Annotated in this window: 28 protein-coding genes and 1 tRNA gene; 18 read left to right on the forward strand and 11 right to left on the reverse strand. The window is 69.1% G+C overall.

Going from position 1 to position 25,425, the window contains the following annotated elements; translation table 11 throughout:
- Positions 1-338: 338 nt before the first annotated feature.
- The 6 genes from AB0K03_RS19060 (at position 339) to AB0K03_RS19085 (ending at position 4,952) form a co-directional block, all read left to right on the forward strand.
- Entirely contained in the window at positions 339-746 is a 408-nt protein-coding gene (locus tag AB0K03_RS19060) for a hypothetical protein (RefSeq protein WP_364686450.1), read from the forward strand.
- A gap of 71 nt (positions 747-817) precedes the next feature.
- Positions 818-1,870 carry a hypothetical protein gene (locus AB0K03_RS19065; protein WP_364686453.1) on the forward strand — a complete coding sequence of 351 codons (1,053 nt, stop codon included), beginning with the start codon at positions 818-820 and terminating at the stop codon, positions 1,868-1,870.
- Positions 1,867-2,598 (forward strand): ATP-binding cassette domain-containing protein, encoded by a 732-nt coding sequence (locus tag AB0K03_RS19070; RefSeq protein ID WP_364686456.1) that lies wholly within the window; start codon positions 1,867-1,869, stop codon positions 2,596-2,598. Before AB0K03_RS19065 ends, AB0K03_RS19070 begins: the two co-directional genes overlap by 4 nt.
- Complete coding sequence (locus AB0K03_RS19075; RefSeq protein ID WP_364686459.1) at positions 2,595-3,860, forward strand: hypothetical protein; 1,266 nt, start codon at positions 2,595-2,597, stop codon at positions 3,858-3,860. Before AB0K03_RS19070 ends, AB0K03_RS19075 begins: the two co-directional genes overlap by 4 nt.
- Entirely contained in the window at positions 3,850-4,620 is a 771-nt protein-coding gene (locus AB0K03_RS19080) for a hypothetical protein (protein ID WP_364686462.1), read from the forward strand. The genes AB0K03_RS19075 and AB0K03_RS19080 overlap by 11 nt, the downstream gene beginning before the upstream one ends.
- 128 nt (positions 4,621-4,748) lie before the next feature.
- The gene (locus AB0K03_RS19085; RefSeq protein WP_364686465.1) at positions 4,749-4,952 is read left to right on the forward strand and encodes a hypothetical protein; all 204 of its coding nucleotides are present in this window, start codon (positions 4,749-4,751) and stop codon (positions 4,950-4,952) included.
- Positions 4,953-5,754: 802 nt separating this feature from the next.
- Here AB0K03_RS19085 and AB0K03_RS19090 read toward each other — a convergent pair.
- Both AB0K03_RS19090 and AB0K03_RS19095 read right to left on the reverse strand, forming a co-directional pair.
- Positions 5,755-5,842: transfer RNA gene (locus AB0K03_RS19090), tRNA-Ser, on the reverse strand.
- Between the two features lie 230 nt (positions 5,843-6,072).
- Positions 6,073-6,450 carry a hypothetical protein gene (locus AB0K03_RS19095; RefSeq protein WP_364686468.1) on the reverse strand — a complete coding sequence of 126 codons (378 nt, stop codon included), beginning with the start codon at positions 6,448-6,450 and terminating at the stop codon, positions 6,073-6,075.
- A gap of 123 nt (positions 6,451-6,573) precedes the next feature.
- Between AB0K03_RS19095 and AB0K03_RS19100 the strand changes: the two genes are divergently transcribed.
- Positions 6,574-6,702, forward strand: coding sequence for a hypothetical protein (locus AB0K03_RS19100; RefSeq protein ID WP_364686471.1), 129 nt, complete (start codon positions 6,574-6,576; stop codon positions 6,700-6,702).
- A gap of 62 nt (positions 6,703-6,764) precedes the next feature.
- On the opposite strand, the gene AB0K03_RS19105 is transcribed toward AB0K03_RS19100, so the two are convergent.
- Positions 6,765-6,968: a cold-shock protein gene (locus tag AB0K03_RS19105; protein WP_364166529.1), complete on the reverse strand. Its 204-nt coding sequence runs from the start codon at positions 6,966-6,968 to the stop codon at positions 6,765-6,767.
- A 748-nt stretch (positions 6,969-7,716) separates the two neighbouring features.
- Here AB0K03_RS19105 and AB0K03_RS19110 point away from each other — a divergent pair.
- The 7 genes from AB0K03_RS19110 to AB0K03_RS19140 all read left to right on the forward strand — a co-directional run bounded on the left by AB0K03_RS19110 (position 7,717) and on the right by AB0K03_RS19140 (position 14,730).
- On the forward strand, positions 7,717-8,610 hold the full coding sequence (locus AB0K03_RS19110) for a hypothetical protein (RefSeq protein WP_364686474.1): 894 nt from the start codon (positions 7,717-7,719) through the stop codon (positions 8,608-8,610).
- Positions 8,611-9,190: 580 nt separating this feature from the next.
- Positions 9,191-9,547 (forward strand): hypothetical protein, encoded by a 357-nt coding sequence (locus AB0K03_RS19115; protein ID WP_364686477.1) that lies wholly within the window; start codon positions 9,191-9,193, stop codon positions 9,545-9,547.
- A gap of 194 nt (positions 9,548-9,741) precedes the next feature.
- Positions 9,742-10,869 (forward strand): PLP-dependent cysteine synthase family protein, encoded by a 1,128-nt coding sequence (locus AB0K03_RS19120; RefSeq protein WP_364686480.1) that lies wholly within the window; start codon positions 9,742-9,744, stop codon positions 10,867-10,869.
- Positions 10,866-12,164, forward strand: a complete 1,299-nt coding sequence (locus AB0K03_RS19125) for an MFS transporter (RefSeq protein WP_364686483.1) — start codon at positions 10,866-10,868, stop codon at positions 12,162-12,164. Before AB0K03_RS19120 ends, AB0K03_RS19125 begins: the two co-directional genes overlap by 4 nt.
- A 164-nt stretch (positions 12,165-12,328) precedes the next feature.
- Positions 12,329-13,174, forward strand: coding sequence for a L,D-transpeptidase family protein (locus tag AB0K03_RS19130; RefSeq protein ID WP_364686486.1), 846 nt, complete (start codon positions 12,329-12,331; stop codon positions 13,172-13,174).
- 167 nt (positions 13,175-13,341) lie between these two features.
- Positions 13,342-14,064, forward strand: coding sequence for a TVP38/TMEM64 family protein (locus AB0K03_RS19135; RefSeq protein WP_364686489.1), 723 nt, complete (start codon positions 13,342-13,344; stop codon positions 14,062-14,064).
- Positions 14,065-14,148: 84 nt separating this feature from the next.
- Positions 14,149-14,730 carry a M15 family metallopeptidase gene (locus AB0K03_RS19140; protein ID WP_364686492.1) on the forward strand — a complete coding sequence of 194 codons (582 nt, stop codon included), beginning with the start codon at positions 14,149-14,151 and terminating at the stop codon, positions 14,728-14,730.
- Positions 14,731-14,971: 241 nt separating this feature from the next.
- Here the strand turns inward: AB0K03_RS19140 and AB0K03_RS19145 are convergent, their stop codons facing one another.
- Together AB0K03_RS19145 and AB0K03_RS19150 are read right to left on the reverse strand one after the other, a co-directional pair.
- Positions 14,972-15,718: a hypothetical protein gene (locus AB0K03_RS19145; RefSeq protein ID WP_364686495.1), complete on the reverse strand. Its 747-nt coding sequence runs from the start codon at positions 15,716-15,718 to the stop codon at positions 14,972-14,974.
- Positions 15,719-15,841: 123 nt separating this feature from the next.
- Positions 15,842-17,266: an MFS transporter gene (locus AB0K03_RS19150; RefSeq protein ID WP_364686498.1), complete on the reverse strand. Its 1,425-nt coding sequence runs from the start codon at positions 17,264-17,266 to the stop codon at positions 15,842-15,844.
- Between the two features lie 178 nt (positions 17,267-17,444).
- Between AB0K03_RS19150 and AB0K03_RS19155 the strand changes: the two genes are divergently transcribed.
- From AB0K03_RS19155 to AB0K03_RS19165, 3 genes are all read left to right on the forward strand, one after another.
- Complete coding sequence (locus AB0K03_RS19155; RefSeq protein ID WP_364686501.1) at positions 17,445-17,729, forward strand: metal-sensitive transcriptional regulator; 285 nt, start codon at positions 17,445-17,447, stop codon at positions 17,727-17,729.
- A gap of 126 nt (positions 17,730-17,855) precedes the next feature.
- Positions 17,856-18,050 carry a heavy-metal-associated domain-containing protein gene (locus tag AB0K03_RS19160; RefSeq protein WP_364686504.1) on the forward strand — a complete coding sequence of 65 codons (195 nt, stop codon included), beginning with the start codon at positions 17,856-17,858 and terminating at the stop codon, positions 18,048-18,050.
- Between the two features lie 104 nt (positions 18,051-18,154).
- Positions 18,155-18,574, forward strand: a complete 420-nt coding sequence (locus AB0K03_RS19165; RefSeq protein ID WP_364686507.1) for a VOC family protein — start codon at positions 18,155-18,157, stop codon at positions 18,572-18,574.
- Positions 18,575-18,601: 27 nt separating this feature from the next.
- Here the strand turns inward: AB0K03_RS19165 and AB0K03_RS19170 are convergent, their stop codons facing one another.
- The 5 genes from AB0K03_RS19170 to AB0K03_RS19190 form a co-directional block, all read right to left on the reverse strand.
- On the reverse strand, positions 18,602-19,705 hold the full coding sequence (locus AB0K03_RS19170; protein WP_364686510.1) for a YibE/F family protein: 1,104 nt from the start codon (positions 19,703-19,705) through the stop codon (positions 18,602-18,604).
- A gap of 277 nt (positions 19,706-19,982) precedes the next feature.
- Positions 19,983-20,210, reverse strand: a complete 228-nt coding sequence (locus AB0K03_RS19175) for a cation transporter (protein ID WP_364686513.1) — start codon at positions 20,208-20,210, stop codon at positions 19,983-19,985.
- A gap of 48 nt (positions 20,211-20,258) precedes the next feature.
- On the reverse strand, positions 20,259-20,990 hold the full coding sequence (locus AB0K03_RS19180) for an alpha/beta hydrolase (protein ID WP_364686516.1): 732 nt from the start codon (positions 20,988-20,990) through the stop codon (positions 20,259-20,261).
- A gap of 43 nt (positions 20,991-21,033) precedes the next feature.
- Complete coding sequence (locus tag AB0K03_RS19185) at positions 21,034-22,128, reverse strand: sulfite exporter TauE/SafE family protein (RefSeq protein WP_364686518.1); 1,095 nt, start codon at positions 22,126-22,128, stop codon at positions 21,034-21,036.
- Positions 22,129-22,232: 104 nt separating this feature from the next.
- The gene (locus AB0K03_RS19190; protein WP_364686521.1) at positions 22,233-22,655 is read right to left on the reverse strand and encodes a hypothetical protein; all 423 of its coding nucleotides are present in this window, start codon (positions 22,653-22,655) and stop codon (positions 22,233-22,235) included.
- A gap of 127 nt (positions 22,656-22,782) precedes the next feature.
- On the opposite strand from AB0K03_RS19190, the gene AB0K03_RS19195 reads away from it, so the two are divergent.
- On the forward strand, positions 22,783-23,082 hold the full coding sequence (locus AB0K03_RS19195) for a metal-sensitive transcriptional regulator (protein ID WP_364686524.1): 300 nt from the start codon (positions 22,783-22,785) through the stop codon (positions 23,080-23,082).
- A gap of 70 nt (positions 23,083-23,152) precedes the next feature.
- Here AB0K03_RS19195 and AB0K03_RS19200 read toward each other — a convergent pair whose 3' ends face one another.
- Positions 23,153-25,417, reverse strand: a complete 2,265-nt coding sequence (locus tag AB0K03_RS19200; RefSeq protein ID WP_364686527.1) for a heavy metal translocating P-type ATPase — start codon at positions 25,415-25,417, stop codon at positions 23,153-23,155.
- Positions 25,418-25,425 lie beyond the last annotated feature (8 nt).

Consider the following 25,425-nt stretch of genomic DNA (forward strand, 5'->3'; position numbering starts at 1 on the left):
GATGCGATTCGTCGTCCGCCGGGGACGCAGGCTCGGTCCAGAGAACGAGCGACCCCGGTCTCGCCGCACAGTCAAGATCGAACCTAAAAAAGTGATGTGTATCACATTGCCGACGCACAAAGGGGGTCGCGGTCAAGTGATGGTCGCGAATATAGTCATCACCCAGCAGCGCTGCATGTGAATCACGGGGGATTCTAGCGTTGATCGATTATGTCGACATTGTTCGAAAGTCGCCGCATCCCCCTGCAAGGCAAGTCCTCGAGGCCAGTCTGACTTCGAGAGATCGGCCAGTTCAGGAGGCTTTACGCATGACTTCAAGACGTAGTATCCGGCGGGCCGTGCGATTGGGCTTCGTCGCCCTCTCCGTATCGGTGGTCTCGCTTGTGACGGTGGCCGCGCCCGCCAACGCGAGCTCGATCTACAAGCAGTGCTCGGCGGGCGGAGACGAGCTCAACACCACGGTGTACTACTCCTCCAATGGCAGCTACTGGTTCGTCGAGTCGAACAGCTTCAACCTGTCCGACAACACGGCGCAGCACAACAACGTCTACATGCGTCTTCGCAACAACGGCGGGGCGAACACCTACTGGGCGTTCACCAGCGGGGACGACGTCCACGGCGGCCAGTCGTATCAGTACGCGGTGAACGAGAACGTCCCGAAGAGCGGCAGCCCGTACATGAAGACGAACGCAATCTTCGACCAGTCGGGTTCGGACCCGAACTGCAGCACCTACGCTTACATGTAGCTGCCGGTGAGTGGCTGCCGCAAGGCGCCCGCTGAGCGGCGGCCACTCATCTGGAGCGCACGACGATCGGGATGAATGTGCGATTGAAATATGTGACGCTGGGCGTTGTCGCGGCAGTCGCCCTGACCGGGGGGACTTACGGTCTCGCACGAAACCATTCGTCGTCCGATAGGCAGTCGATGCCGGTTCCACCGACGCCCGCGCCTTTCATCCTGGCCGCCGACTCGCACGGTTCCGTGGTTTTCGACCTCGAGCGGAACGTGATCATCGGGTATGACCGCGCTGGAAAGTCCGTCTGGCAGGATGCCGCAATGGCGAAGAGTGCGTATGTCACCTGCGTGGCGACGTGTCCGAACGTCGTCGCATCGGGGTCCCTCCTCGACCAGAACACCGTCGGCGAGCCGAGGATCGTGCGGTCAGGGGCAGCGGTGACCACTCGGGCGAATCAGAACGGCGTCATCCTTCTGGAGAAGGAGCCGGGCACTCGCGTCGAACTCGATCTTCAGGCTGCGAACCCGGCCATCATCAGCTATCAGAAAGGCAAACAGACCCAGCGCTTCGCCCTGCCGGGTCCAGGCATGCCACAGATCAACCCGGGCCCCGGCGGCGCGCTCGCCGTGGTCAGCCGCAGTTCCTCCGGGACGGCGACGTTCGTCGTGGCCCGGCGCTCCGCCGGCTGGAAGATCACGCCGGTCCCGGACCGGACGGCCCAGGTCGGCTGCGCGGGGCCCGATGTACACGCCGTGGCCTCAGCCGAGCGTGCGACCTTCGTCGACGAGCTGTCCGGGCACACCGTGGTCCTCGACCAGCCGCACATCGGAGCCTGCCACGTAGCCGGGACGAGCCTGCTGGCGGAGACCATGAGCACCGGACCGGCGGGCCGCAATTCGGTCGTCCGCTACTGGGACGTCCGCAAGGGAACCGGTTGGACGGTGAACAGCGCCGACAGTGTGTCATCCGATCTCGACCCGACCGGGACGAAGGCGGTAGTCGTCCAGGGCCACGTCGCGACGATTCGCACCGCGGAGGACCAGCAGGCCGTGGACGGCGTCGTCGGCGCGCGGTACGCCGAGGACGGGTCCCTGGTCCTGCTACATCCGGATGCGACGGTGTCGCGGCGATGACCACCGACTCCGCGACCGCGCCGGTTCGCCTCGCGATTGATGGCGCCGTCCACAACTACCGTGGCGGCCGGCAGATCGGACCGATTTCCTTCACCGCACGGGTCGGTCAGATCGTCGGCCTTGTCGGCTCGAACGGAAGCGGAAAGACCACCACCTTTCGGATGGTCACCGGCCTGGCGACTGTCGACGACGGTGCGATCGAGATCGACGGTGTCCCGGTACGCCCCGGCCACCTGCCCGCCGGGACGACGGCCATGGTCGAGGAGCCCGGCTTCTACGCTTGGGCATCGGGGCGGGACAACCTCCGGCTCGCCGCCGGCAGCGACCGCGACCGGGTCAACTGGATCGACGCCACGCTGGACGAGGTGGGACTCGCCGGCGCCGCAGACAAGGCAGTCAATACCTACTCGCAGGGGATGCGGCAACGGCTCGGTCTCGCCCGGGTGCTGCTCAGCCGGGCACGGCTCATCCTGCTCGACGAGCCCACCAACGGGCTGGACCCCGCGGGCATCCGCTGGCTTCGGGATCTTCTGCGTAACCTGGCCGGCTCGGGCACGACGATCGTCGTCTCGAGTCATCTGCTCCACGAGCTCCAACTGATCGCCGATACGCTGGTCATCGTTTCCGCCGGGCGGGTCCTCCTGGCCGGCGAGACAGGGTCCGTCTGCTCCGGATACGAAAGCCTCGAGAGCGTCTACCTCGACCTCATCGACTCCGGTACCCGATGAGCGCGCTCCTGGCGACGTCGGCCCACGCCCGACTGCTGGTCCGCAGCCGCATCGTCCTCGCGATCAATGCCGGCGCAGCCATCTGGATTGTCGGGCAGGTGTTGATTCGCACGCGCGAAGCCACGGGGTCGGTGACTTTCGGCGACATCCTCGCCGACCTGACCGACGGTGTGCGCGTCGCCTCCGCCGTGGCGGCGACTGCTTCCGCCGCCTTGCTGATCGGCGCGCATTCGCAATCGACGGCCCGCCACACGCTGTACCTCGCCGCGGCCAGACGCCGCGACATCGTCGGGTACGGAGCTGGCGCCTGCTTCCTGATGGTGTGCGCCGTCCTCTGCCTTGCGTGCGCCCTGGGCCTAGCGGCGTCGTTGTTCATCCGGTCTGCTGTTCCCGTAGCCGCAATGCCCGTGCTGCATCCGGCTGTCGCGACGACGTCCGTCGATCTGGCGCTGACCCTTGTCATCGGCTCGGCGCTGTGGACATTGTTCGGCGCCGCGCTGGGAACCGTTGTCGGCAGCCGATCGGCAGGGACGGCCGCAGCGCTGTTGTTCTTCGCCACCGGTGAGATCCTCGAACGCACCGCCGTCACCTACCCGGCAGTTCGCGCGATATGGCAGCTCTCGCCCTGGGGAGCTGCCAATGTCGTGCTCACCGGCCGTGGCATCCCGGACTTTCCGCAGAGCTCAGCCAACCCGGCCGTCGGTTTCGCCTGCTTCGTCGTCTGGGTTCTGCTGCTCTGTGCGGCGACCAGGTTGCGGTTCAGAGAGGGCGCCGGTCGCCGCAAGCCGTCATCCGCAACGGCCCGCTCAGTCCCGCGCCGCGCCGCGTGGCTGGTCGGCCTCCCGCCTGTGGCGGCGGCGATGATCGCAGGTGGCTGGCTGGTGCCGCCCCTGGCCGCCCGGCAGGTTCCCTGGCAATACACCTTCGACTGGCGCCACGACGTGGCCGCCCACTTAGCCCCCGCCGATGTCACCCGAGACATGGTCGACAACCTCCGGGAGAGCGGGAAACTCGATCAGCGCTATTTCGCTGCCGCTGGATATCGGCAGGCGCGGCAGTATGTCGCGCAGCTCAAATCCCTCGACCCTGGGCACGAAATCTTCGACGTCACGGGTGCTGACCGGCCGGGCGAGGTGGCGATCCTGCCGAGTTCCGGGAACGGCGAGGAGTTGGTCGCGTGCCTCAACCGTGACGAAAGCGGCTGGCGGATCATCGCGATGCGGCCCAACCTGCAGTGCAAGGATTTCGCTGATGGCTGGTGATTCCTGGCTCGCCTGCCGCGCGTCGGAAGCGCTGCGGCTCCGCCGGAGCTTGGCCGCTGCGGGCGCGATCCTCGGATTCTTGTCGGCGTTGGTGCCGTCCGGCTTCACCGTGTATCCCGGCGGAGCAGGTCTCTTCGGCGGCATCGGCGCGGCCTGTGCGGGTTCAGCGGTGTGCGCGCCGCTGATACTGCCGTTTCTGGTGTCGTCCGCCGTGGGTAAGGAGGACGACAACCGGATTACCGTCGCCTACTTCCTGAGTGGAGTTGCACCGGCGCGTTTTCGCGGTGGTGCCTGTGGTGTCGCGCTTCTGCAATGGGGCGTGCTGGTCGCCGGCGCCCTGGTGGCTGGAGCATTCACCGGGCTGGGGGACGGCTTGCGGATGTCCGATCCGGTGGGCGGCGTCGGGCGGCTGGTCCTCCCGCTGATCGCATTGACTGCGACCTCGGCCTACACGTTCGCCCTGGCTTCCGGCATCGCGGTCAATGCGAGCGGGCGGCTGCGCGGCCTTGCCGCCAACTACGGCTTGATCGTCGTCTTCTTCGTCCTGCTCGCCTTCGGACCGCAGAGCGCCGTGGCCGGCATCGCCCATTTCAGCCCGCCGGCACCCTTGTGGTCCGCCCTCCCGGTCGAGGTGACCGGCAGGTTCACCATCTCGGTCACGAGCGAGGAGATGTTCATCGTCGCCGCCTGTTGGGCGATCGTTGCGGCGGTGGCATTCCTCAGGTCCGTTCGGCGCGGCGGGTTGAGCTCTCTCGCCTGAGTTCGTCGCCACCGATCGCTGGTGTACGACCCCTAAGGTTTTGCCCCGATGCGTTCCGGCCACGTCCGGCGCAAGATTATGCCGTTCGGACGTTCGACACCATTGCTCGGCAACGATCGGAGGCCACGGTGGCAGACACGGCTACGGGGGACGAGGAACTGCGGAAGTATTTGGATCGGGCGGAGGACTTCGCCTCGCAGGCGCGCAAGAACGCCACGGGAGCCATCGCCGGCTCCGGGAACTCCGGACTGGTGTACGCCCAGCTCGCGATAGCGAATGCCATGTCCGCGCTGGCCGTCGCGATCGCCTCGGGGCGTGCGCCGGAGTCCTGACCGCCCGGATCCTGCGCGGTGATCCACTTTCCATCACTTTGTTCGCCGCCACTGGGCCTCATACGGTCCGAGTAATGGCTGCGGACGGACGCATTCGTACCGGGGCGACCCGGCGCTGGTTCGCGATATGCGCTGGCCCGAGCCGGGACCTTACTCGCGGGTCTCGCTGGCGGTCAGCTGGGCCCGGTCGGCGAACGACACCGCACTGCCGGGCCGGCTGCCGTGTCGGCCGGCCACGCGTTCGGGCAGTTCAGCGTCCGGGTCGCGGACGAACCGATCGCGGCGGCGGTGACGCTGCTCTCCGAAGTCGCCTCGATCGCCGGTGGCCGAGGCACTGACCGAGACGCAAAGGCTGGCGGCGATCCCGGCGAAGGCACCCGAAACCGGGGGCGCACCACACGCCGGCCGCCCACAACACGGATCGCGACGCGATGAGGTCCTCACCGGAAGCGACGCGGTCCAGGGACGTTCGGGTCAGCCGGGCGTTTTCGGAGATCGACCGCGGCCTGGACGCCGGCCCGGACACGATCAGCTGGCACCTGCACCACACTCACCACGTCACCGCCTCGCAGGCCACGATCGCGCGGCACCTGGCCGCCCAGGGTCTGATCGTGACCGAGGGAGATAAAGGACCAAAGCGTCCCCACATCCGGTTCCAGGCCGAGCAGCCCAACGAGTGCTGGCAGGCCGGCTTCGCCCGCTACCAGCCCACCGGCCGACCACCCGGACCCGCACCGGAAAGAAGACCCCTGAACCCACAACCTCGGGTTCAGGGGTTCCAATGTCTTGAGACATCACAGGGCGGAGGGCGTGGGATTCGAACCCACGGAGACGCGGAACGCCTCACCGGTTTTCAAGACCGGCGCCATCGGCCACTAGGCGAGCCCTCCTGAGCTGCGTTAGCAGCCACGAGCCCCGAGTATAAAGATCGGCCAACGACACGTATACGACACGGCGCGGGGCGAGGCGATGGCCAGGCCATCGCTGCTGAGCACGGCCACATCAGCCGAAGGTCACGTTCCGTAGATCTAACTTGCTCGGGTCTCTGGGGTGAAGAGTACCGGTACGCCGGGAACGCCGTGCTTCGGCTGTCGGCCGCCGCGCCCGCCGCCTGACCGCCTCACAGCTGAACCGGCTCAAGCGGCGCCGTGATGGTGTCCGTCGGCTTGTCCGCAACGGTCTCCAGCTCCGCGAGGTCGACGCCGGCCTCGGTCAGGATGCGCTGCACACCGGCGATCGAAAGCCAGTCGATCACGTCGTCGCCGTGCACGATGGGTACCAGCGGCTGCGGCCCCGACGTACGACCTCGACACGCCACCCATCGGGGGTTTGCATCGCACTCATCGATCTCCAGCGTCGCCAGGGCGCTGCCCATGGCGAAGCCGAGGACGACCGGGTCCGTGGTTTCCTCGCGTAGGGCGGCGATGGCCTGATCGCGGGGCCGATGGCTCAGGTTACCGAAGCACCACCGCTGCCCGGTGCCCGTGACCGCGGCCAAGGCGAGGCGCTGTTGACTGCTCAGCTTCGCCGGGTCCTTTTCTACCCGGCACCTCTACGTCTCCATGGCCTGGGAGGAGTAGCTGCCGACGCTCGTCTTCGCCACGCGGGGCGGGAGCTAAAGATGGCGCCCAGCGCGCCGGTACGCAAGATCCTCGACGTCTTCGACGTGCAGCAGCTGGCCAGCGCCGAAGGTGCACCGCAGCCCTCCGGGCTGCGAGCCGCCACCGTGGACGGCCGAGCCGTCGAGTGACTGAATGAGACGCCGAACGGCGGTCCGCTGAATCAGTCGGGCCGCCGTTCGCGGAGTGTGGGTCAGAGCGGGCGGATGTTCGACGCCTGGGGGCCCTTCTGGCCCTGGGTGATGTCGAACTCGACCTTCTGGTTCTCGTCGAGGCTGCGGTAGCCGCTCGTCGAGATCGCCGAGAAGTGGGCGAAGACGTCGGCGCCGCCGTCGTCCGGCGTGATGAAGCCGAAGCCCTTGTCGGCGTTGAACCACTTCACGGTGCCTGTAGTCATGTCTGCTCCTTCGCGGGCTGTCAGAGGCCGCACTGTGCGGACCCTTGCGTCGCCCACGATGACAACGTACCCGGCCGACGGCAGGCGTAACTGATCATCCCCTCTGCAACTCTCCCGAGGTCAGCCCACGGTCCTGAAAGGCAACGCTTGCGCGCCGTGGTGTAGGCGTCTCGCCTCGCCGATTCCGGGCAGCGACTGAGATCGTCGGCAGGCAACCTCGGGAACATGAAGGCGACTGAGGTGCCACCTTGGCGGTGGGACGAGCGGTTCGACCCGCGCGTGGTCCGGGCATTGTTGGACGTGGCCGATGCGGCAAACGATTGACGGCTTTGGACATGAGGTTGTCGGCGACTTGTTGCAGCGGCTGCTGTCGGCGCACAGGTCGAGGTGCTCGGGGACGTCGACCGTGACGGTCAGGTTCTTCTCGGCGATCTGAGCCGCGAGGCCGGTGACGGCGTAATTCATGTTCCCGGAACGCCACCGCTGCCCGGCCCTGCCGCCCGAGGCGAGTTCCCACGTTGGCGGCCGTTCAGCTTGCCTGGATCCGTCTTCACATGCCGAACCCCAGACTCCACGACGGGAGGGAAGCTCATGCTGCCCAGAACCTGGTTCCGTCCGCCGGCGGAGATTTGGGATTCCCGAGACCGATGTACAGGCGTAATGACCCAGGTAGCGACGCGGATTGTCGCCGCGACCTTTCGTACAGTGTGTGCGAAGCGCCGGCGTGCATTGGAGGTCGCAGTTCGACATGACGAAGGTTGATCTTGCCAGCGGTAAGGCCAAGCTCCGGTGGGCGCGTGAACACCGCGATCGCCTGCACGGGTACATCGACAAGGCGTTCAAGGATCCGACAGCCTGGGCTCTACTGAGCGCCGATTTGGAACCCGACACTGGCGAGCACATCTTCCGCATCACTGCCGTTCCCGACTACAGCACAGTGATCGAGGCAATCAGCCTCCACGTTGGTGACATCGTCCACGGATTGCGTGGCGCCCTCGACCACCTCGCGTGGCAGCTGGCATGCGCACACGGCCCGATGACGGAGCAGCAGGAACGGGCTATCCAATTTCCGATCCACGATGACCCGGCGAAGTTCCGGGGTAATCGGACGGCTGGCTGCTACGAGCCTGCCGACTGGGCTCGGGTCGAGACGTACCAGCCCTTCCTTGGATTGAACGGGCGGTCAGATTCGTACTCCGGCGCGTACGTCCATCAACTCGCCCACCTGCAAGAGCTCTCTAACACCGACAAGCATCGCCAGCTGTCTCTGGTGCTTCTGACGTCGTCGCGGTTCTCCACCATCCCGGTAGAGGGCGGCCATCCGCCATGGCTTGTGAAGAGAGCTGGTCAATGGACGATGGACGTAGAGAAGATTAACGAACCGAACCCATACGCCGCGCCGCCGAACTTCGACCACACCTCCTACCTCGTCGAGATCGGCGCTGAAGTGGTCCGCTACAGGATGACCAGCGAACATGCGCAGCGAGTCAGCATTGAAGAGGCCGGCGCGGTCATGCCCTCAGTTGCGTTGGTGGAGCGCCGCCCGTTGATGGCAACCCTCGACCGCATCGCCGACTATGTCGAACTGGTCCTCGGTGAGTTCGAGGACGAACTCCGACAGAGTGGCCGCCTCGCTTCATAGCGATCGCGTGGGTGCCCCATCCGCGGTGCTGCCCCGCCATCCTCACCACTGAGCGGCTTTGGCAGCCTGTGCCCAGATCCCGCGCGGCGTGGCGAAGCGGAGCATCGGCACTCCCGTCTCCGGTCCGGGGATGAACCAGTCCCCTTGAGCCCGAATCGACCGGCTACGCCGCACTTATGCCGTCACCCCCGTCCGCCCCTGGCCCCTTGGAGGCGGGAGTTCTCGGCGTCGGTGGCGACCGACCGATTACGTTGAGCCGGCAACCTGGCACCGTCTGGCGGAGGCGTCTGGACGACAGGGCCGCCGAGGCCGGCAGGCTTGGCGCCCGCGACACCCCGGCACCGGCGTTTGCCTAGGCGCCGCTCGATGCGCCGCGAAGGCAGTCGAAGCGCTGGGCTGTGGCCCGCAGTGACCCATACGGTCGGAACTGCGGCCGACGCCGAGAAAATGACAACTTGTCACGATCGGCGCCGTCTGTTGGCGACGGACAAATGACAAGATACAGTCGGCGGCGCGCCATCCGGATGAGGACACCGTGACCGAAAGGTCTTCGATGCATCGACCGTTCGTGCGAGTCGCCATGGTGCTCGCTGTGCTGGTCTGCGTCCTCACCGCGCATGGGTGGCATGACGACGCCGCCCCTCTGTCGGCTGCGGCGACGTCCGGACACTCGCCGATGTTCTCCGCCGCCGACGCCACAGCCGCCGGCGACGAGATCCCGTCCGCAGCTGCGGACGCCCACGACCACCACCACCCGCACGGCGCTTCCTGCGATCCGCGGTCGTCCGTTGACCGCTCCCAGGCCGTGGTGGTCCTACCGCTGGTGCACACGGGCTCGCCGGCTCCGCCGGCCGAAGCCGACACACCGGCTGCCTGCACCCAAGCCGCGGCATCAGGGCGATGTCTGCTGCTGCTGCAATGCATCAGCCGCACGTGACCGGTAAGCGTTCTCTGGCCGGAGCCGGGCTCTCCTAACACCCCGCTCCGACGTCTGCGTGTGCCGTCGACGCCGCATCCCGCGGCGCAATTACCGGCACATGCACCTCAGCGCTGCCCATGACCGGTGCGCCGCCCTCGCCTGCTCCCAGCGTGAGAACGCGCCGCCACTGTCACGTCGCAGAAAGGACCCCCGTGGTCAACCTTGCTTCCACCCGTCCGGCTGGCCTGCCCACCCCGAGCCAGCTGATCTCCAGCTCCACCTGCCACGAACTCGACCAACTGGTCGGCAACACCCCGGTCCTCTGGACCGCGGACATTCGGGGAGGCTCGCCGCGCGGCTTTTGGGCCAAGATCGAAGGCCACAACCCCGGCGGCATCAAAGACCGCCCCGGCCTTCACCTGATCAACCGAGCCCGGGAACGCGGCGACCTCGCCCCCGGCGCCCCTGTGGTGGAATCCACGTCCGGCACCCTGGGCCTAGGCTTGGCCCTCGCCGGGCAGGTCTACGGGCATCCGGTCACCCTGGTCACCGACCCGGGCATGGAACCACTGATGCTCAACCTGCTGACCGCCTACGGCGCCCGGGTCGACCTGGTGGATCAGCCGCACCCGACGGGTGGGTGGCAGCAGGCCCGCCGCGACCGCGTCGCGCAACTGCTCGCGGAGCACCCCGGCGCCTACTGCCCCGACCAGTACAACAACCCCGACAACGTCGACGCCTATCAGGGCTTGGCCCTGGAACTCGCCGCGCAGTTGGGGCGTGTCGACGTGCTGGTCTGCAGCGTCGGTACCGGCGGGCACAGCGCCGGCGTCTCGCGGGTACTGCGGGAATTCTTCCCGAAGCTACGGCTCGTCGGGGTCGACACCATCGGCTCGACGATCTTCGGCCAACCCGCCCGCAAACGGCTCATGCGCGGGCTGGGTAGCAGCATCCACCCCCGCAACGTCGACTACGCCGCATTCGACGAGGTGCACTGGGTCGCGCCCAACGAATCGGTGTGGGCGTGTCGGCGGCTGGCGGCTGCCCGCTACGTCAGCGGCGGCTGGAGCGTCGGCGCGGTCGCTTTGGTGTCGTCCTGGCTGGCCGACACCTTGCCGGATGACACCCGCATCGCCACGGTGTTCCCGGACGGCCCGCAGCGCTACGCCGAGACCGTCTACAGCGACGACTACTGCCGCCAGCACAACCTGCTCGACCGGCCACCGGCCCGTCACCCGGACCGCATCGTTCACCCGACCGAGCGTGAGGTGACCCGCTGGACCCGGTGCACCACCGTGGTCGACCCGGCAGCCGACACACCCGCGCGGGAGGCGGTGTGAAGGCGACCATGACCCAGATCGGCTCGTTCAACCGGCCGGTGCAGCTGCTGCTGGTCAACCAGCTGACCATCAACATCGGCTTCTACATGCTCATGCCGTACCTGGCCGGCTACCTGTCCAACGAACTGGCTCTGGCAGCCTGGACAGTCGGCTTGATTCTTGGCATGCGTAACCTCAGCCAACAGGGCATGTTCCTGCTCGGCGGCAGCCTCGCCGACCGCATCGGCTACAAGCCGATGATCCTCGCCGGGCTGGGTCTGCGCGTCGTCGGGTTCGCGATGCTCGGCCTGGTCGAATCCCTGCCCGGCCTGATCGTCGCCTCAGCGTTGACCGGGCTGGCCGGAGCGTTGTTCAACCCCGCCGTACGCGCCTACCTGGCCGCCGAGGCCGGGGACCGCAAGGTGGAAGCGTTCGCCCTGTTCAACGTCTTCTACCAGACCGGCATCCTCGTCGGCCCGCTGATCGGCCTGGCCCTGCTCGGTTTTGCGTTCCGCTGGGTGTGCCTGGTCGCCGCGGTGCTGTTCCTGATGCTGCTGATTGCCCAGTCCAGAGCGCTGCCCGCACGCCGCGGCGGTAGCGAGCGGCCCGGGCGCAGCATGCTGGCCGACTGGCGCCACGTCGTCGGCCACCGATCGTTCCTGCTGTTCTCGCTGGCCATGATCGGCTCGTACGTGCTGAACTTCCAGGTCTACCTGGGTTTACCCATCGAGGTGCGCCGGGTCACCGGGGGCGCGGCCGGCGTCGCGGTCCTGTTCGCCGTCTCCGGGCTGCTCACCGTGCTCGGGCAGGTCAGGCTCACCACGTGGGCGAAAGCCCGATGGACGCCGGCGCAAGCAATCAGCCGAGGCCTGCTTCTCATGGCTGCAGCGTTCCTGCCGCTGGCCCTGACCGCGGCCGTGACAAGCACCAGTGGACCGCCGAGCGGGTGGTCCTACGTCGTCGCCGTCGCGCCAGTCATGATCAGCACGGTCCTGCTCACCCTGGCCACCATGATCGTGTATCCGTTCGAGATGGCGACCATCGTGAATCTCGCCGGTGAACGAACCGTGGGCACCTACTACGGCTTCTACAACACCCTGGCCGGGATCGGGATCGCGGCCGGCAACCTGCTCACCGGCCTGGCGTTGGACACCGGCCGTGATCACGGCATTCCCGCGTTGCCATGGATGGCACTCACCCTGACCGGCCTGATCTGTGCCGCGGCGATTGCCTCACTGAACCGGCGCGGTCACTTGAGCAGCCCATCGGCTGAGGGTGCGCCAGCCGTTCAAGTCGTCGGCGCAGCGCGGCGCTGATCGACCGGCGGTATCGGCTAGGCGGGCTGGAGCAGGCGCTCCAGCCCGCTTCGGCGGTGCACGGCTGATACTGCCTCGCTACCGAGAACCCCTTGAAGCGGCCAGCCGGGCGGTCGATTCAGCTGCATGAGCAGATGAGTCGCCGTGCGATGGAGGGGGTGTTGATGTCCGGAGTGGGAGCCATCGCGGGGGTCCTCGCGGCGCTTCTCGGACTGGGCGCCACCGCGTACGCCGTTGACGTGCCTGGCGCGATCCAATCGCAGATGGCAGCTGCAACCGCGGAAGCTCCGAGGCCTGCGTCCTCACCATCGCGTAAAGCGGCCGCCCCGTTCATCAAGGTCGTGGGCTCGAAGACCACCGCAACGGACGACGGGCGCACCGCGACACAGCCCTCCCCGGCGGCCGCGCCGTGTGCCACTACGGTGCGTCAACGCGAGGTCGAAGCCGCCCTGTCGTCGCTTGAGGCCTACCGCGACGTCACGGTCGACGGGCGGCAGTCGCCCGGCGACTGCGCCGTCATCCGTCGCTTCCAGCAGCGCTTCGGTATCGAGCCGGCGAACGGCAGTGCCGATGCGACCACGGCGGACGTCGCCCGCCGGATCGCGACCAGTTCCACCCCACAGCACCTGCAGGGATGCGGCGCGGGCCCGGGCATCACCGCGTGCGTGGACCTCAGCCTGCAAACCGTGTGGGTGCTCCGAGACGGAAAACCGGTATTCGGACCGACTGTCGTACGGACAGGTTTCCGCGGATACGCCACACCTGCGGGCACCTACAAGATCAACAAGCGGGAGCTCCGCGAGTGGTCGGATCCGTACGAGGTCTGGCTGCCGTACTGGCAGCGCTTCGTCGGCGGCATCGGCTTCCACGAGTCGACGACCTACATCCACGACGCCACACTCGGCTCGCACGGCTGCGTCAACTTGCTCCGCAAAGACGCCATTGAAATGTGGAATCAGCTGCACATGGGTGCCACGGTGCGCACGTTCGGCCGCAGGGCGGGCACTTAGACAGGGACGGTAGAAGGCCGCGTGCGAACACCTGCGGGTGTGCCTGTGGCCCGGTAGGTCGCTGCTCACGCCGGCCTGGTCAGCCCAGCAGCACCACCAGTCACAGGGGTACGAGGATCTGGGACCGGGGCGGCGGGTGCCGGCTGAGCACTCGTCATGCTTGAGCGATGACCGGCACCACGAGCGTCGTTGACGCCCAGGAGGATGAGCCCTCGAGCACGGGGAAGCCCACACGAGTGACGTGGCGCTTCGTGTTGCTGGTGGCGCTGATCGTAGGGCTGGTCACGGCCGTGATGTCCGGTCTGACGCCGAGCGCCGCCACGGTGGCGGACCTGGCGCAGCGTGCTGGGGCTTTCGCCCCGCTGGTCATTGTCGGGGGAACAGCACTGCTGCTGTCGGCCATGGTTCCCCGGACCGTGCTGGCCGCTGCGGCGGGCGCGGTGTTCGGGGCGGCCGAGGGCGCCGTGTATGTGCTGGCCGGGGCGCTGCTCGGTGCCGTCATCGCGTTCGGCACCGGGCGGGTTCTGGGGCGCGACTTCGTTCGCTCTCGGACGCGTGGCGCGGCGGTCGACCGGCTCCTGCAACGGCGCGGTCTTCTCAGCGTGCTGATTCTGCGTCTGCTGCCCATCGCCCCGTTCGGGCTGGTCAGCTACGCCTTAGGGGCTACCGGTGTCCGGGTATGGACGTACGTGCTCGGCACACTTTTGGGCATCGTCCCCGGCACCACGCTGTACGCCGTGCTCGGGGCCAACGCCACAGCGCCCACATCACCGGCGTTCATCGCCTCGACCGCCGCCGCCGTTGCCCTGGCGGCCGGGGGTCTGCTCGGCGCACGCACCGTCATCCGTCGCGCCTCCAACGCCGACGCCGAGCAGCAGCATCATCCGTGATCCTGCGACGAGCGCCACCCTCAGCCGCAGCACGCAACCGGCGATGAGGTACCTGGGATAGATCGCTGCCGGAGGTCAGGTCTGTTGCAAGGCATCGAAAGAGTCACTGCCCGCATCGCACACATTCAAGCAACCATGGCGGCGATAGCGCCGCCCGCGATCGCACCACCGACCATGTCGGGCACCTCGGATACCTCGTTCGCCGCTGCCCTGAACAACGCCCTCGCCTCTACCACCGCCACGAGCGGGTCGACGGCCATCAACGCCGACGGTGTGCCGGCCAGCCCCGCCGTGTACGGCAACGGCAAGGTGCCCGAACATGCTCTGAGCCAAGTGGGCAACACCCGCCACCGCCTGTGGGCACCCGCTGCCGAGTCGTTGGAGAGGTTGATTGCCGCGGCGCGCCGTGACGGCGTGACGATCGGCATCACCGACTCCTACCGGCCCTACGCCGAGCAGGTCGACCTGGTGCGCCGCAAGGGCCTCTACTCCCAGGGCGGCCTCGCCGCGAAGCCGGGCACCAGCGACCACGGGTGGGGCATGGCGGCTGACCTGGATCTCAACGCCAGGGCGCAGGCGTGGATGCGCGCCAACGGCCCGAAGTTCGGGTTCCACGAGGACACCCCTCGTGAGCCCTGGCACTGGGGTTTCAAACCCACGTCATGACAGGGCCGTGACGTCGCGCCACCACCACCGGCCCCATGTGCACGCGGGCGCCGCGTGCCGCGGCCTCCGGGGCGGGGCATGCGCTCGAGCCCTCCGGCGCAAGGCCGGGTGGGCTCGGGCTCTGGCTCCGGGTGATCGCCCGGGGGCGGACGCTCGACCAACGTCATGGTTGCGCGGGGGCGAGCTTTTCTGCGCTGGTGTCGTCTGGGCGGTCTGCCGGCATCGCGCTCAGCTGCGACGGCTACGCCTGGCGGAAGTCGCGTGGCCCTCGGCCCTCGGGCTTCGCCGGGGGTACGGCGATTCGTGGTAGCCGTACGGCCAGCACCGCGGTCGCCACGGCCAGGGCGAAGCCGGTTGCCGCCTGTATCGGCTGCAGGACGAATCCCGACAGGGCGAACACCGCGATCAGCACGGCGTAGGCGACGCCGTAGGGCCGCAGTCGCCGGTGGCTGCGGGCGATGGCGGTGCCGAGCACGATCGCGGAGGCGATGAGGAAGGCGGTGGCGGTCAGGGCGGTGGCGAAGAAGGCGGGTCCGTAGGCGGTGTCGGCGTTGAGGGCGGGCATGCCGGGGACGCCGGCGAGGTGAGCGCGGCCGATGCCGGGCTGTACGAAGGCGGCGCTGCCGAACGTGGAGGCCATGAAGACGTTGGTGATGGTGGTCAGGGCCAACCCGGCGATGGCGGTGCGGGCGGCGCGGCCGTGCGCGATCAGTGCTGTTACGGCGATCGCGCCGATGATGGCCAGGCCGGCGCCGAAGATGCTGGCGCCGAGGTGACTGAGCAGGAACACGCCGGTGGTGGTGTAGCGGGCGTAGGCGTCGAAGTCAGCGACCGGTGGCTGGTGGGTGAGCGTGCTCAGGCCCAGCAGCAGCCCGTAGGCCGGCAGTGCCCACAGTCCGGCGTGCGCGGCGCGCTTGCCGATGTTCGAGGGGTGGTTAACCGCGGTGGTGGATGGGGCGATGGAGGCGGTTGTCGCGAGACTGGACATGCCGATCATCTCTTTCGTCACGGTCATTCTGGTGAGAAGGCAGCGGAGCGGGCGCGGTGTCCGGTACTCCGCTGAACCGCATGCCGACGGATCAGCGGAGTACCTCGGGACAGCCGTCGTGGGTCATCGGGTCGCCGAAGCCGTCTCGGCCTGCGCGGCGGTCGGCGTCGGGTGGGGTTTGAGAGTGATGGCGGCCAGGACAGCGGCCGCTGCGGCGATACCGGCGGCGCCGAGCAGCGCCGCGGAGTAGCCGTTGGTGAGGGCGGGTAGGTCCCCGAGCTCATCGGCGCCGTGGGCGGCGGCGAGCGCCGTCATGGCGGCCAGGCCCAGCGCGGAGCCGACCTGGTAGCTGGTGTTGACGATGCCGGAGGCCAGGCCACCTTCCTCGGGCCGGGCGCTGGACAGCGCGGTACCCAGCGACGGGATGAAGGCCAGCGCCATGCCGATCGCGGCGACCAGCGAGGCGGGCAGCACGTCGACGAGGTAGCTGCCGGTCGGACGGATCAAGGCGAGCCAGCCGAGGCCGGCGGCCAGCACGGCCAGACCGGCGACGATCATCGTCTTGGGACCGAACCGGGCGATCGCGCGGGGTGCGACCGCGATCATGCCGATCATGATGAGGACGGTCATCGGCAGCAGGGCGGCGCCGCTGGGGAAGGCGCTGTAGCCGAGGACCTGCTGCAGGTAGAGGTTGAGGTAGAACCACATCGGGATCCACGCCGCGCCGAGCAGCAGCTGGGCGAGGTTCGCGGCGGACAGGTTGCGGTTGGCGAACAGCGACAGCCGCATCAGCGGTTCGCGCCGCTTGGCCTGGATGGCCAGGAACGCGGCGAGCAGGACCGCCGCGCCGGCGAGCGCGGTCCAGATCCGTCCGGAGTTCCAGCCGATCTCGGGGGCGCGGACGATGGCGTAGACGGCGGTGGCCAGACCGGCGGTGACGCTCAGCGCGCCGGCCGCGTCGAGGCTGCCGCGGCGGGCACCACCGGCGGGCATCAGCGCGGGGGTGGCGATCAGGGCGAGCGCGGCGATCGGGATGTTGAGGTAGAACACCCAGGGCCAGCTGGCGTACTCGGTGATGACGCCGCCGAGGAACACACCGGCGGTGCCGCCCGCCGGGGCGGCCGCGCCGTACAGGGCCAGAGCCTTCGTCAGTTCCTTCGGTTCACCACCGAACAGCATCATCAGCAACGTCAGGGCCGACGGGGCGATCAGTGCAGCGCCGGCACCCTGCACGGCGCGGGCGGCCAGTTCGACCTCGACGGTACCGGCCAGGCCGGCGGCGGCCGAGCCGGCCATCAGCACCGCCCAGCCGGTGGCGAAGATGCGCCGGGCGCCGAACAGGTCGGACAGGCGCCCGCCGAGCAGCAGCAGGCCTCCGAAGGCGACGACGTAGGCGTTGAACACCCAGGACAACTCGCCGGGTGAGAACCCGAGGTCCTCGCGCATGCGCGGTAGGGCCACGCCGATGATCGAGGTGTCCATGATGACCATGAACTGGGCGAGGGCGATGAGCGCGAGGGCCCACCACCGTAGAGAACTGCGGAACATGTCCGAACCTCCTTAGTACCCCCTAGGGGTATCTGGCGTCGGTCGCCATTGTTACCCCCAGGGGGTATACGCCGTCAAGGCTTCTGCCACGTTGCGCGTCGCGTCACACCGGCCGCGGCGCCGCTGGCGCGAGATACCATAGGGGGGTACGGTACGGATCGGCGACGGGAGCGGAGTCATGGCGCACGGATACATCACGGACAAGGGCGACTACCTGAAGCGGCTGCGGCGGGTCGAAGGCCAGATCCGTGGACTGCAGCGCATGGTCGACGAGGAGGTCTACTGCATCGACATCCTCACGCAGGTCTCCGCGGCGACCAAAGCACTGGAGACGGTGGCGCTGGGGCTACTCGACGACCACCTGGCGCACTGCGTCGTCGACGCGGCCCGCGACGGCGGCCCGGATGCCGAGATCAAGCTGAAGGAAGCATCCGACGCGATCGCCCGGCTCGTGCGCTCCTGAACCGGTACTCGTCACGACCTCACCCACCGAAGGAAGGATCGTTCGATGTGCAGCAGTGACACCGTTTGTGCTTGCTCCCCCGCCGCGTCCGCACCGGCTCCCACGGCAGCCGAGGGCGTGCGGAGGGTGTATCAGGTCGAAGGCATGACGTGTGGCGGTTGCGCCTCGCGGGTCAGCAAGCAGATCGCCGGCATCACTGGGGTCAGTGACGTCAGCGTCGATGTCGCCACCGGCGCGGTCATGGTCACCAGTGGCGGTGCGCTCGACGACGACGTCGTCGGAGCCGCGGTGAGCGAGGCCGGCTACCGCCTCGTTGGCTGACCGGCCGGGTCGCCTCGAGGCGGATACTGTCCGAGGCGACCCGCAACCGGGCGTCCGGATACGTCTGGTCGGCAAGCCTTGTCTGGGCGGCGCATCATCGACGGATGCGCCTGCGGATGGAACTGTTCGTCGACGACCTCGACATCAGCATCGCGTTCTACACCGGCGCGCTCGGCTTCGAGGTCACCCGCCGCAGCGACGACTACGTCAGTCTGCGCCGCGGTTCGGTCGTGCTCGGCCTGGGGCCGGTGGCGAAGTTGCCCGAGGACGGCGCTGGCCCCGGTTTCACCCGGCATCGGCTCGCCGCGTGCCGGGGTGCGGGCGTGGAGATCGTGCTGGAACTGGATCACCTCAGCCAGGTGACGGCCCTGCATGATCGCTGCCGGGATCTCGGGTTGGTGGTCGAAGCACTTCAGCTGCGGCCGTGGGGTTTGCACGACTTCCGGGTCAGCGACCCCGATGGCTACTACCTGCGCATCACCGATGGCAACGCCGCCGCACCCGCCCCCGGCCTTCCCGGCTGACATTGCGACACCAAGCAGTACAGCCGTTCACTTCTGCGGCCAGCCGGGGTGCCGGTCCACGAACGCCGCCCAGGGATCCTCGGCCGGGCGACTGCTCGCTTCGCCGGTTTCGGCGGATCGGGCGGCGTCGACGGTATCGGCGCGCGCGCGGCTTTCATGGTGGAGGCTGCGCGCGGCGACGATCGCGGCGAGGGCGGTGGTGATGGGTACGGCGGCGATCAGTCCGATGGTGCCCACGGCGCTGCGGACGAGTTCCTGGGCGATGAGTTCGCCGGTGAGCAACTCGCGGGCGGGGGTGTTGCCTGCGGCGAACAGCAGCATCAGCGGCAGGGACGCGCCGGCGTAGGCCAGCACGATGGTGTTGATGACCGAGGCGATGTGGGCGCGGCCGATGCGCGTCGCCGCGCCGTAGAGCTGCCGGAATCCGTACATCGGGTTGGCGCGGGCCAGTTCGCTGACGGTCGCGGACTGGGTGACGGTGACATCGTCGAGGACACCGAGGGAGCCGATGACGATGCCGGCCAGCAGCAGGCCCCGCATGTTGACATCGCCTTGGGTGATGGTGAGGAAGTTCGAGGTCTCGTCGGCGACCCCGGACAGGTGGGTGGCGGCGGTCGCGGCCGCGGACAACGCGGCGGTGATGACCAGGCTGACCAGAGTTCCCGCCACGGCGATGGAGGTCGTCGGGTTGAAGCCGTGAGTCAGGTAGAGCACGGTCAACATGATCGCGGCGGCGCCGACGATGGCGACCAAAATCGGTGAGCGGCCGTCGAGGATCGCCGGGACGATGAACATCAGCAGCACCGCGAACGTCACGGCGAGTCCCGCCAACGCTGTCAGACCACGCCACCGGCCGAACGCGATGACGGCGAGGGCGAACGCCGCTGCCAGCAGCCACAGCTGCGTCGACCGCTGGAAGTCCGAGATCGAGTAGCTGACTCCCCCACCCTCGCCGTCCTGCAGCACCAGCAGGACGATGTCGTCGCCGGGGCCGACCTCGATAGCGCCGGGGCCGGCGGGTATGTCGGTGGTGACGGTCGTGCCGTTGTCCGCGCCGCTGGTCAGCTTGACGGTGACCGTGCCACAAATCGCGTCCGGGGCGGCGGGCAGCTCGTCTTCGGTCTCCGGCACTTCGGGGCATGGTCGGGGAGCGACGGTAAGGACCTCGCCGTTGACCTGCACAGGGCCATCGGGTGGCGCCGATGTGCCCGGGGTGTCGTGCGGCCACAACAGCACCATCCCGGCGATCGTGACTAGCAGAGCCGGGATGAGCAGCGCCAAGGTCAGCCGTTTCCCCAGGGCAGGGCTGAGTGGGGGCTGGCCGTCAGGGTGGTGGTGGGCGGGGCTCATCGAGTCTCCTCAGGGCAAGGCAGGAGGGGGCGGTGCGGCGGGTGGCACGGCGAACGGGTCAGGGCGGGTCGAGGCGGGCGGTGTAGCCGAGGGAGCCGATGACGGCCGCCAGCGTTTCAGGGTCGGCGACGGCTGCGTCGACGTCCACGACGGTGCGACCGGCGCGGACCGAGGTTTGGGAGCGGTGTACGCCGGCGGTTTCCTCGAGCGCGTCGTCGATGCGCATGGCGCAGCTGCTGCAGTGCATGCCGGTCACGGTGAAGCTGTAGGTGCTTGTTCCGTTCATCCTCATGTCCTTCTTGGTCGCCGGCCGCCGCGGCACTGGCCGGTGCGCTCACAGCACCGCCCGGATGTCGCGGACGAAACGGGGTACGTCGGCGAGGTGGGCGAAGCGGCCCGGCACGTCGTACACCTCGTGGCGCCATGGGTCCGGTGGTGTCCCCGGGTCGGGGTGGCGTCGCGGCGGTGCCTGGCTGTGCACGGCAAGTCGATGCGGGGCCGTCGCTGTGTCAGCACCGACCGCGGGCGGATCGCCGGCGGTCCGGCAGGGGGCGTAGGCGGCCAGCAGGCGTGGGTCGCGTCCGGGTGTCAGCATGTCTCGGTACGGCGCCGCGACAGCCTCGAGCTGCATGTCGTCGAGGTACTGAGCCAGATCGGTGGGGCAGTTCGTGGATTGCGGTGCGTCGACGGTCACCACGGCGTGGGTGGCGTAGCTGGCGGCGAACAGCACCGCCAAGGGTGCGGACGAGGCATGACCCACGACGACGGGTGCCCGATGGGTACCCACGCTGTGCAGCAGTTGAGCCAGGTCGTCCACGAGTTCGTACGGGTCGTAACGGTCGCGGCCGGTGGAGGCGCCGTGCCCGGGTAGGTCCACGGCGATCACGGTGGCGTGCGCGCGCAGGTCAGCGGCGGCGGGCCACCACATGACCCGGTCGAACATGACCGCGGGCAGGAACAACACGGGGCGGCCGTGGCGGCCCCACATGTCGTAGCACCACAGACCGCCGGGTGCGCGCCACAGGTGGGTGGTGCGCACCGGTGGCAGGGTTTCGCTGTTCACCACGGCACCACCTGCCTGGTGCGGGCCGCCGTGGGGACGGGGCGGCTCATGCGGGCACGCTGGTCACGGTGAGGTGGCCGGTGTACATGCCCATGCCGCAGGAGTAGTCGAGCCGGCCGGGCTTGAGCACGCCCAGGTCGATGACGGTGTCGCCGTCGACGGGCAGGATGCGCTGAATGTCGCGCGACGCGATGACGAAGGCGCGCACGCAGCCGTCCGCGGAGCGGGAGCGCACGACCAGCCGGGTCGGCGTGCCGGCGGCGACGCGGATGTTGCTGGGCCGGTAGGCGCCGGTCACGGCGGTGACGACCACGAGCTGAGTGCCGTCGGCGGCGGTGGACACCGGTGGGGCGTCGTCGGGGACGGCGCGCGTGGTCACCGGCGCGGGCCCGAAGCCCATGCTTTCGGCGATGCGGGAGGCGGCCAGCGGTGAGCCGGACAGTTCCAGGCCGCCGTTGAGGGTGTAGAGGCCCATGGCCAGTACGACCAGGCCGGTGGCGGTGGCCAGGCGGCCGCGCCAGGCGCCGGCGGCCTTGCGGGCCAGGTAGCCCAGGACGGTGAACAGCGGGGCGGTCCCGGCGACGAATACGGCCATGATGGCGGCGCCGGTGAGCGGTGAGCCGGAGGTCAGCGCCAGCGCTTCGACCGAGAGGGTCACGCCGCAGGGCACCAGGACGCTGGCCACGCCGAGCACGGCGGGGGCGATGGCGCTGGTGGAACGGGCGCGGCCGCGGACCAGGCGCGACCAGGACGCGGGCGGTTCGACGATCATGCCGCGGAATCCCGGGACCCCCAGCTGGGCGAGAGCGAAGGCTATGACCAGCACACCGGCGCCGATCTGGATCATGGTGCGTACGGGTACGGACAGTTGGATGGTGGCGCCTACGGCGCCCAGCAGTGCGCCGAGCAGGGTGTGGGAGAGCAGTTTGCCGCCGAGGAACCCGGCCACGGGAGTCAGATCGTCGGCCAGACCGGCGGTGAAGCGTGCCGGGGGACCGGGCGGATCGCTGATGGCCGCGTCGGGCGAGCCGGCGTGTTGACGCTGGCGCATCACGAGACCGGCGAGCAGGCCTCCTTGAACGGCGGCGCAGGACACGCCACCGGCCAGCAGGCCGGTGAGCAGGATGGCGTACAGGTTCATGGGCAGAGTTCAACCTTCGACGTTCCGGACGAACGGGGACACGCTGCGGGCGCGGTGACCCGACTGCGGCAACACCAGCGGACGGGTCCGCGGGTATGGGTGTCCTACGTGCGGCTGACGCCGATGTGCGCCAGAATGACTGCCGATATCGGGCGCTGTTTGACCGCGGGGCCGCGCGGTGCGGCGATGGCGGTGCGGATACCGTCCGGCTGCGGGAGCGCGGCGGTGAACGCAGCGCAGGCCACGGCGGCCGTCAGGTCCTGGCAGGGGTCTGCGGTTGTGCCCGGCTGGTCGTGTCGGCTGGGGCTTTGCCGCTCATCGTGGCGGTCAGCGGCGGCGGCGATCTGAGGCGCCGCGGTGTCGCCGATGACGGCGGTGGCGGCCACGGTGCGGCGCCCTGCCGGCTCGGGGGACATGTCGTCGGCGCAGTGCCCGCCCTGCCAGATCCCCAGCCCGGCCAGAGTTGCTACGACCAGCAGCCAGCGCAGCAGCCATGGCTGGGCTGTCGACGCGGGCTGCCGGCTCACCTGGTCAGGCTACGACATCGCCCCGCTTGCCCGGTCACGACCGTCCGGGCTTGATGCGGCCGCCGATCTGCGGCCACATCCTGATCATCGGCCGTCGCCGATACGGGTACGGGGTATGGTCGTAGTCATGGCGGAGACGACTTCAGCCGGCCCCCACGGGTACTCGGCCGACAAGCAGGCCCTGATGGCGCGGCTGCGCCGGGTCGAGGGACAGATCCGCGGGTTGCAACGGATGGTTGATGAGGACACGTACTGCATCGACGTGCTGACTCAGATCTCCGCGGCGACCAAGGCCCTGCAGGCCGTCGCGGTCGGGCTGCTGGAGGATCATCTGCGCCATTGCGTGGTGCAGGCCGCCGCCGATGGCAACGCGGACGCGAAGGTCAAAGAGGCGACCGCGGCGATCGCGCGGCTGGTGCGCTCCTGAAACTTTGCCGGGTCCCCGGCCGCCACCGGGACCCGGCGGCCCGCCCGAGCTGACTCGGGCGGGCCTTGAGTCACTGGACTGCGGTGAACCGGCGCAGCCGCAGGCTGTTGGCTACCACGAACACCGAGGAGAACGCCATCGCGGCCCCGGCAATCATCGGGTTCAGCATGCCCGCCGCGGCCAGCGGCAGCGCGGCGACGTTGTAGGCGAACGCCCAGAACAGGTTGCTCTTGATGATCCGCAGCGTCCGCCGCGACAGGCGGATCGCGTCGACGGCGGCCATCAGGTCACCGCGGACCAGGGTTAGATCCGAGGCCTCGATGGCGACGTCGGTGCCGGTTCCCATGGCCAGGCCCAGGTCGGCCTGAGCGAGGGCGGCCGCGTCGTTGACGCCGTCGCCGACCATCGCGACCGTCTTGCCGGCGGCCTGCAGCCGCTTGACCACGTCCACCTTGTCGGCGGGCAGTACGTCGGCGATGACCTCGTCGATGCCGACCTCGTCGGCCACGGCCCGGGCCACGGTGGCGTTGTCGCCGGTCAGCAGCACCGGGGTGAGCCCGAGACGGCGCAGCGCCGCCACCGCGTCGCGGCTGGTCGCCTTGACGACGTCGGCGACTGCGAGCACCCCTCGGGCGGCGCCGTCCCAGCCGGCGACGATTGCGGTCTGGCCGGCGGCCTGCGCCGCGGTGATCGCCTGCTCGATCTGCGCGGGCACGTCGAGACCGGCTTGCTTGAGCAGCGCGGGACGCCCGACGAGCACGTCGTGGCCGTCGACGGTGCCGCGTACGCCGAGCCCTTCGGTGTTGGCGAAGCCGGTCACCGGCGGCAGCTCGCCGACGGTGTCGGCGGCGGCGCGAGCGACAGCCTGCGCGATCGGGTGCTCGGAGGCGGCCTCGACCGCGCCGGCCAGCCGCAGCAGCACCTCACGGTCCTGACCGTCGGCCGCGATGACGTCGACCAGGGTCATGCGGCCGGTGGTCACCGTGCCGGTCTTGTCCAGCACGACCGTGTCGACGGTGCGGGTCGACTCGAGCACCTCGGGCCCCTTGATGAGGATGCCGAGCTGGGCGCCGCGGCCGGTGCCGACCAGCAGAGCGGTCGGGGTGGCCAGGCCGAGCGCGCACGGGCAGGCGATGATCAGTACGGCGACGGCGGCGGTGAACGCGGCGGTCCAGCCGCTGCCGGTGCCGACCCACCAGCCCAGTGTCGCCACGGCGAGCGCGATGACGATCGGCACGAAGACGCCGGAGATGCGGTCGGCCAGGCGTTGCACGGCGGCCTTGCCGGTCTGGGCCTGCTCGACGAGCTTGGCCATCTGCGCGAGCTGGGTGTCGGCGCCGACGCGGGTGGCCTGCACGATAAGCCGGCCGCCGGCGTTGACCGTGGCGCCGGTGACGGCGTCGCCGGGGCGTACCTCGACCGGCACGGATTCACCGGTCAGCATGCTGGCGTCGACCGCGGAGCTGCCGTCCTCGACGATGCCGTCGGTGGCGATCTTCTCTCCCGGCCGCACCACGAACCGGTCGCCCACGACCAGCTCGGCGATCGGGATGCGCCGCTCGGCGCCGTCGCGCAGCACGGTCACGTCCTTCGCGCCGAGCTCGAGCAGGGCCCGCAGGGCGGCGCCGGCGCGGCGCTTGGAGCGGGCCTCGAAGTAGCGCCCGGCGAGGATGAACGTGGTGACTCCGGCGGCGGCTTCGAGGTAGATGGCGCCGGAGCCGTCGGTGCGCCCGATCGCCAGCTCGAACGGGTGTGTCATGCCGGGCGTGCCGGCGGTGCCGAAGAACAGCGCCCACAGCGACCAGCCGAACGCGGCCAGGGTGCCCATCGAGATGAGCGTGTCCATGGTCGCGGCGCCGTGGCGCAGGTTCGTCCAGGCCGCCTTGTGGAACGGCAGCCCGCCGTACACCACGACCGGGGCGGCCAAGGTCAGCGACAGCCACTGCCAGGAGGTGAACTGCCAGGCCGGGACCATCGCCAGGGCGACCACCGGGACGCTGAGCAGGATCGAGACCCATAACCGGGTCCGCAAGCTGCGCAACTCGTCGACCGGTTGCGCCTGCTCGGCCGGGTCGTCGCCGGCCGGGCGCGGCGGCGGGGGGACGGCGGCGGTGTAGCCGGTCTTCTCCACCGTGGCGATCAGATCATCCGCGGTGACCGCGTCGGCGTAGCTGACGGTGGCCTTCTCGGTGGCGTAGTTGACCGTGGCCGTCACGCCGTCCATGCGGTTGAGTTTCTTCTCGATCCGCGACGCGCAGGAGGCACAGGTCATCCCGCCGATCGACAGCTCGATCTGGTTCGGCGCCGTCGGCAACGGCTTGGCGACAGATGCCATGACTGCTC

This window comes from Actinoplanes sp. NPDC049316 (assembly GCF_040677315.1).
Lineage (GTDB): Bacteria > Actinomycetota > Actinomycetes > Mycobacteriales > Micromonosporaceae > Actinoplanes.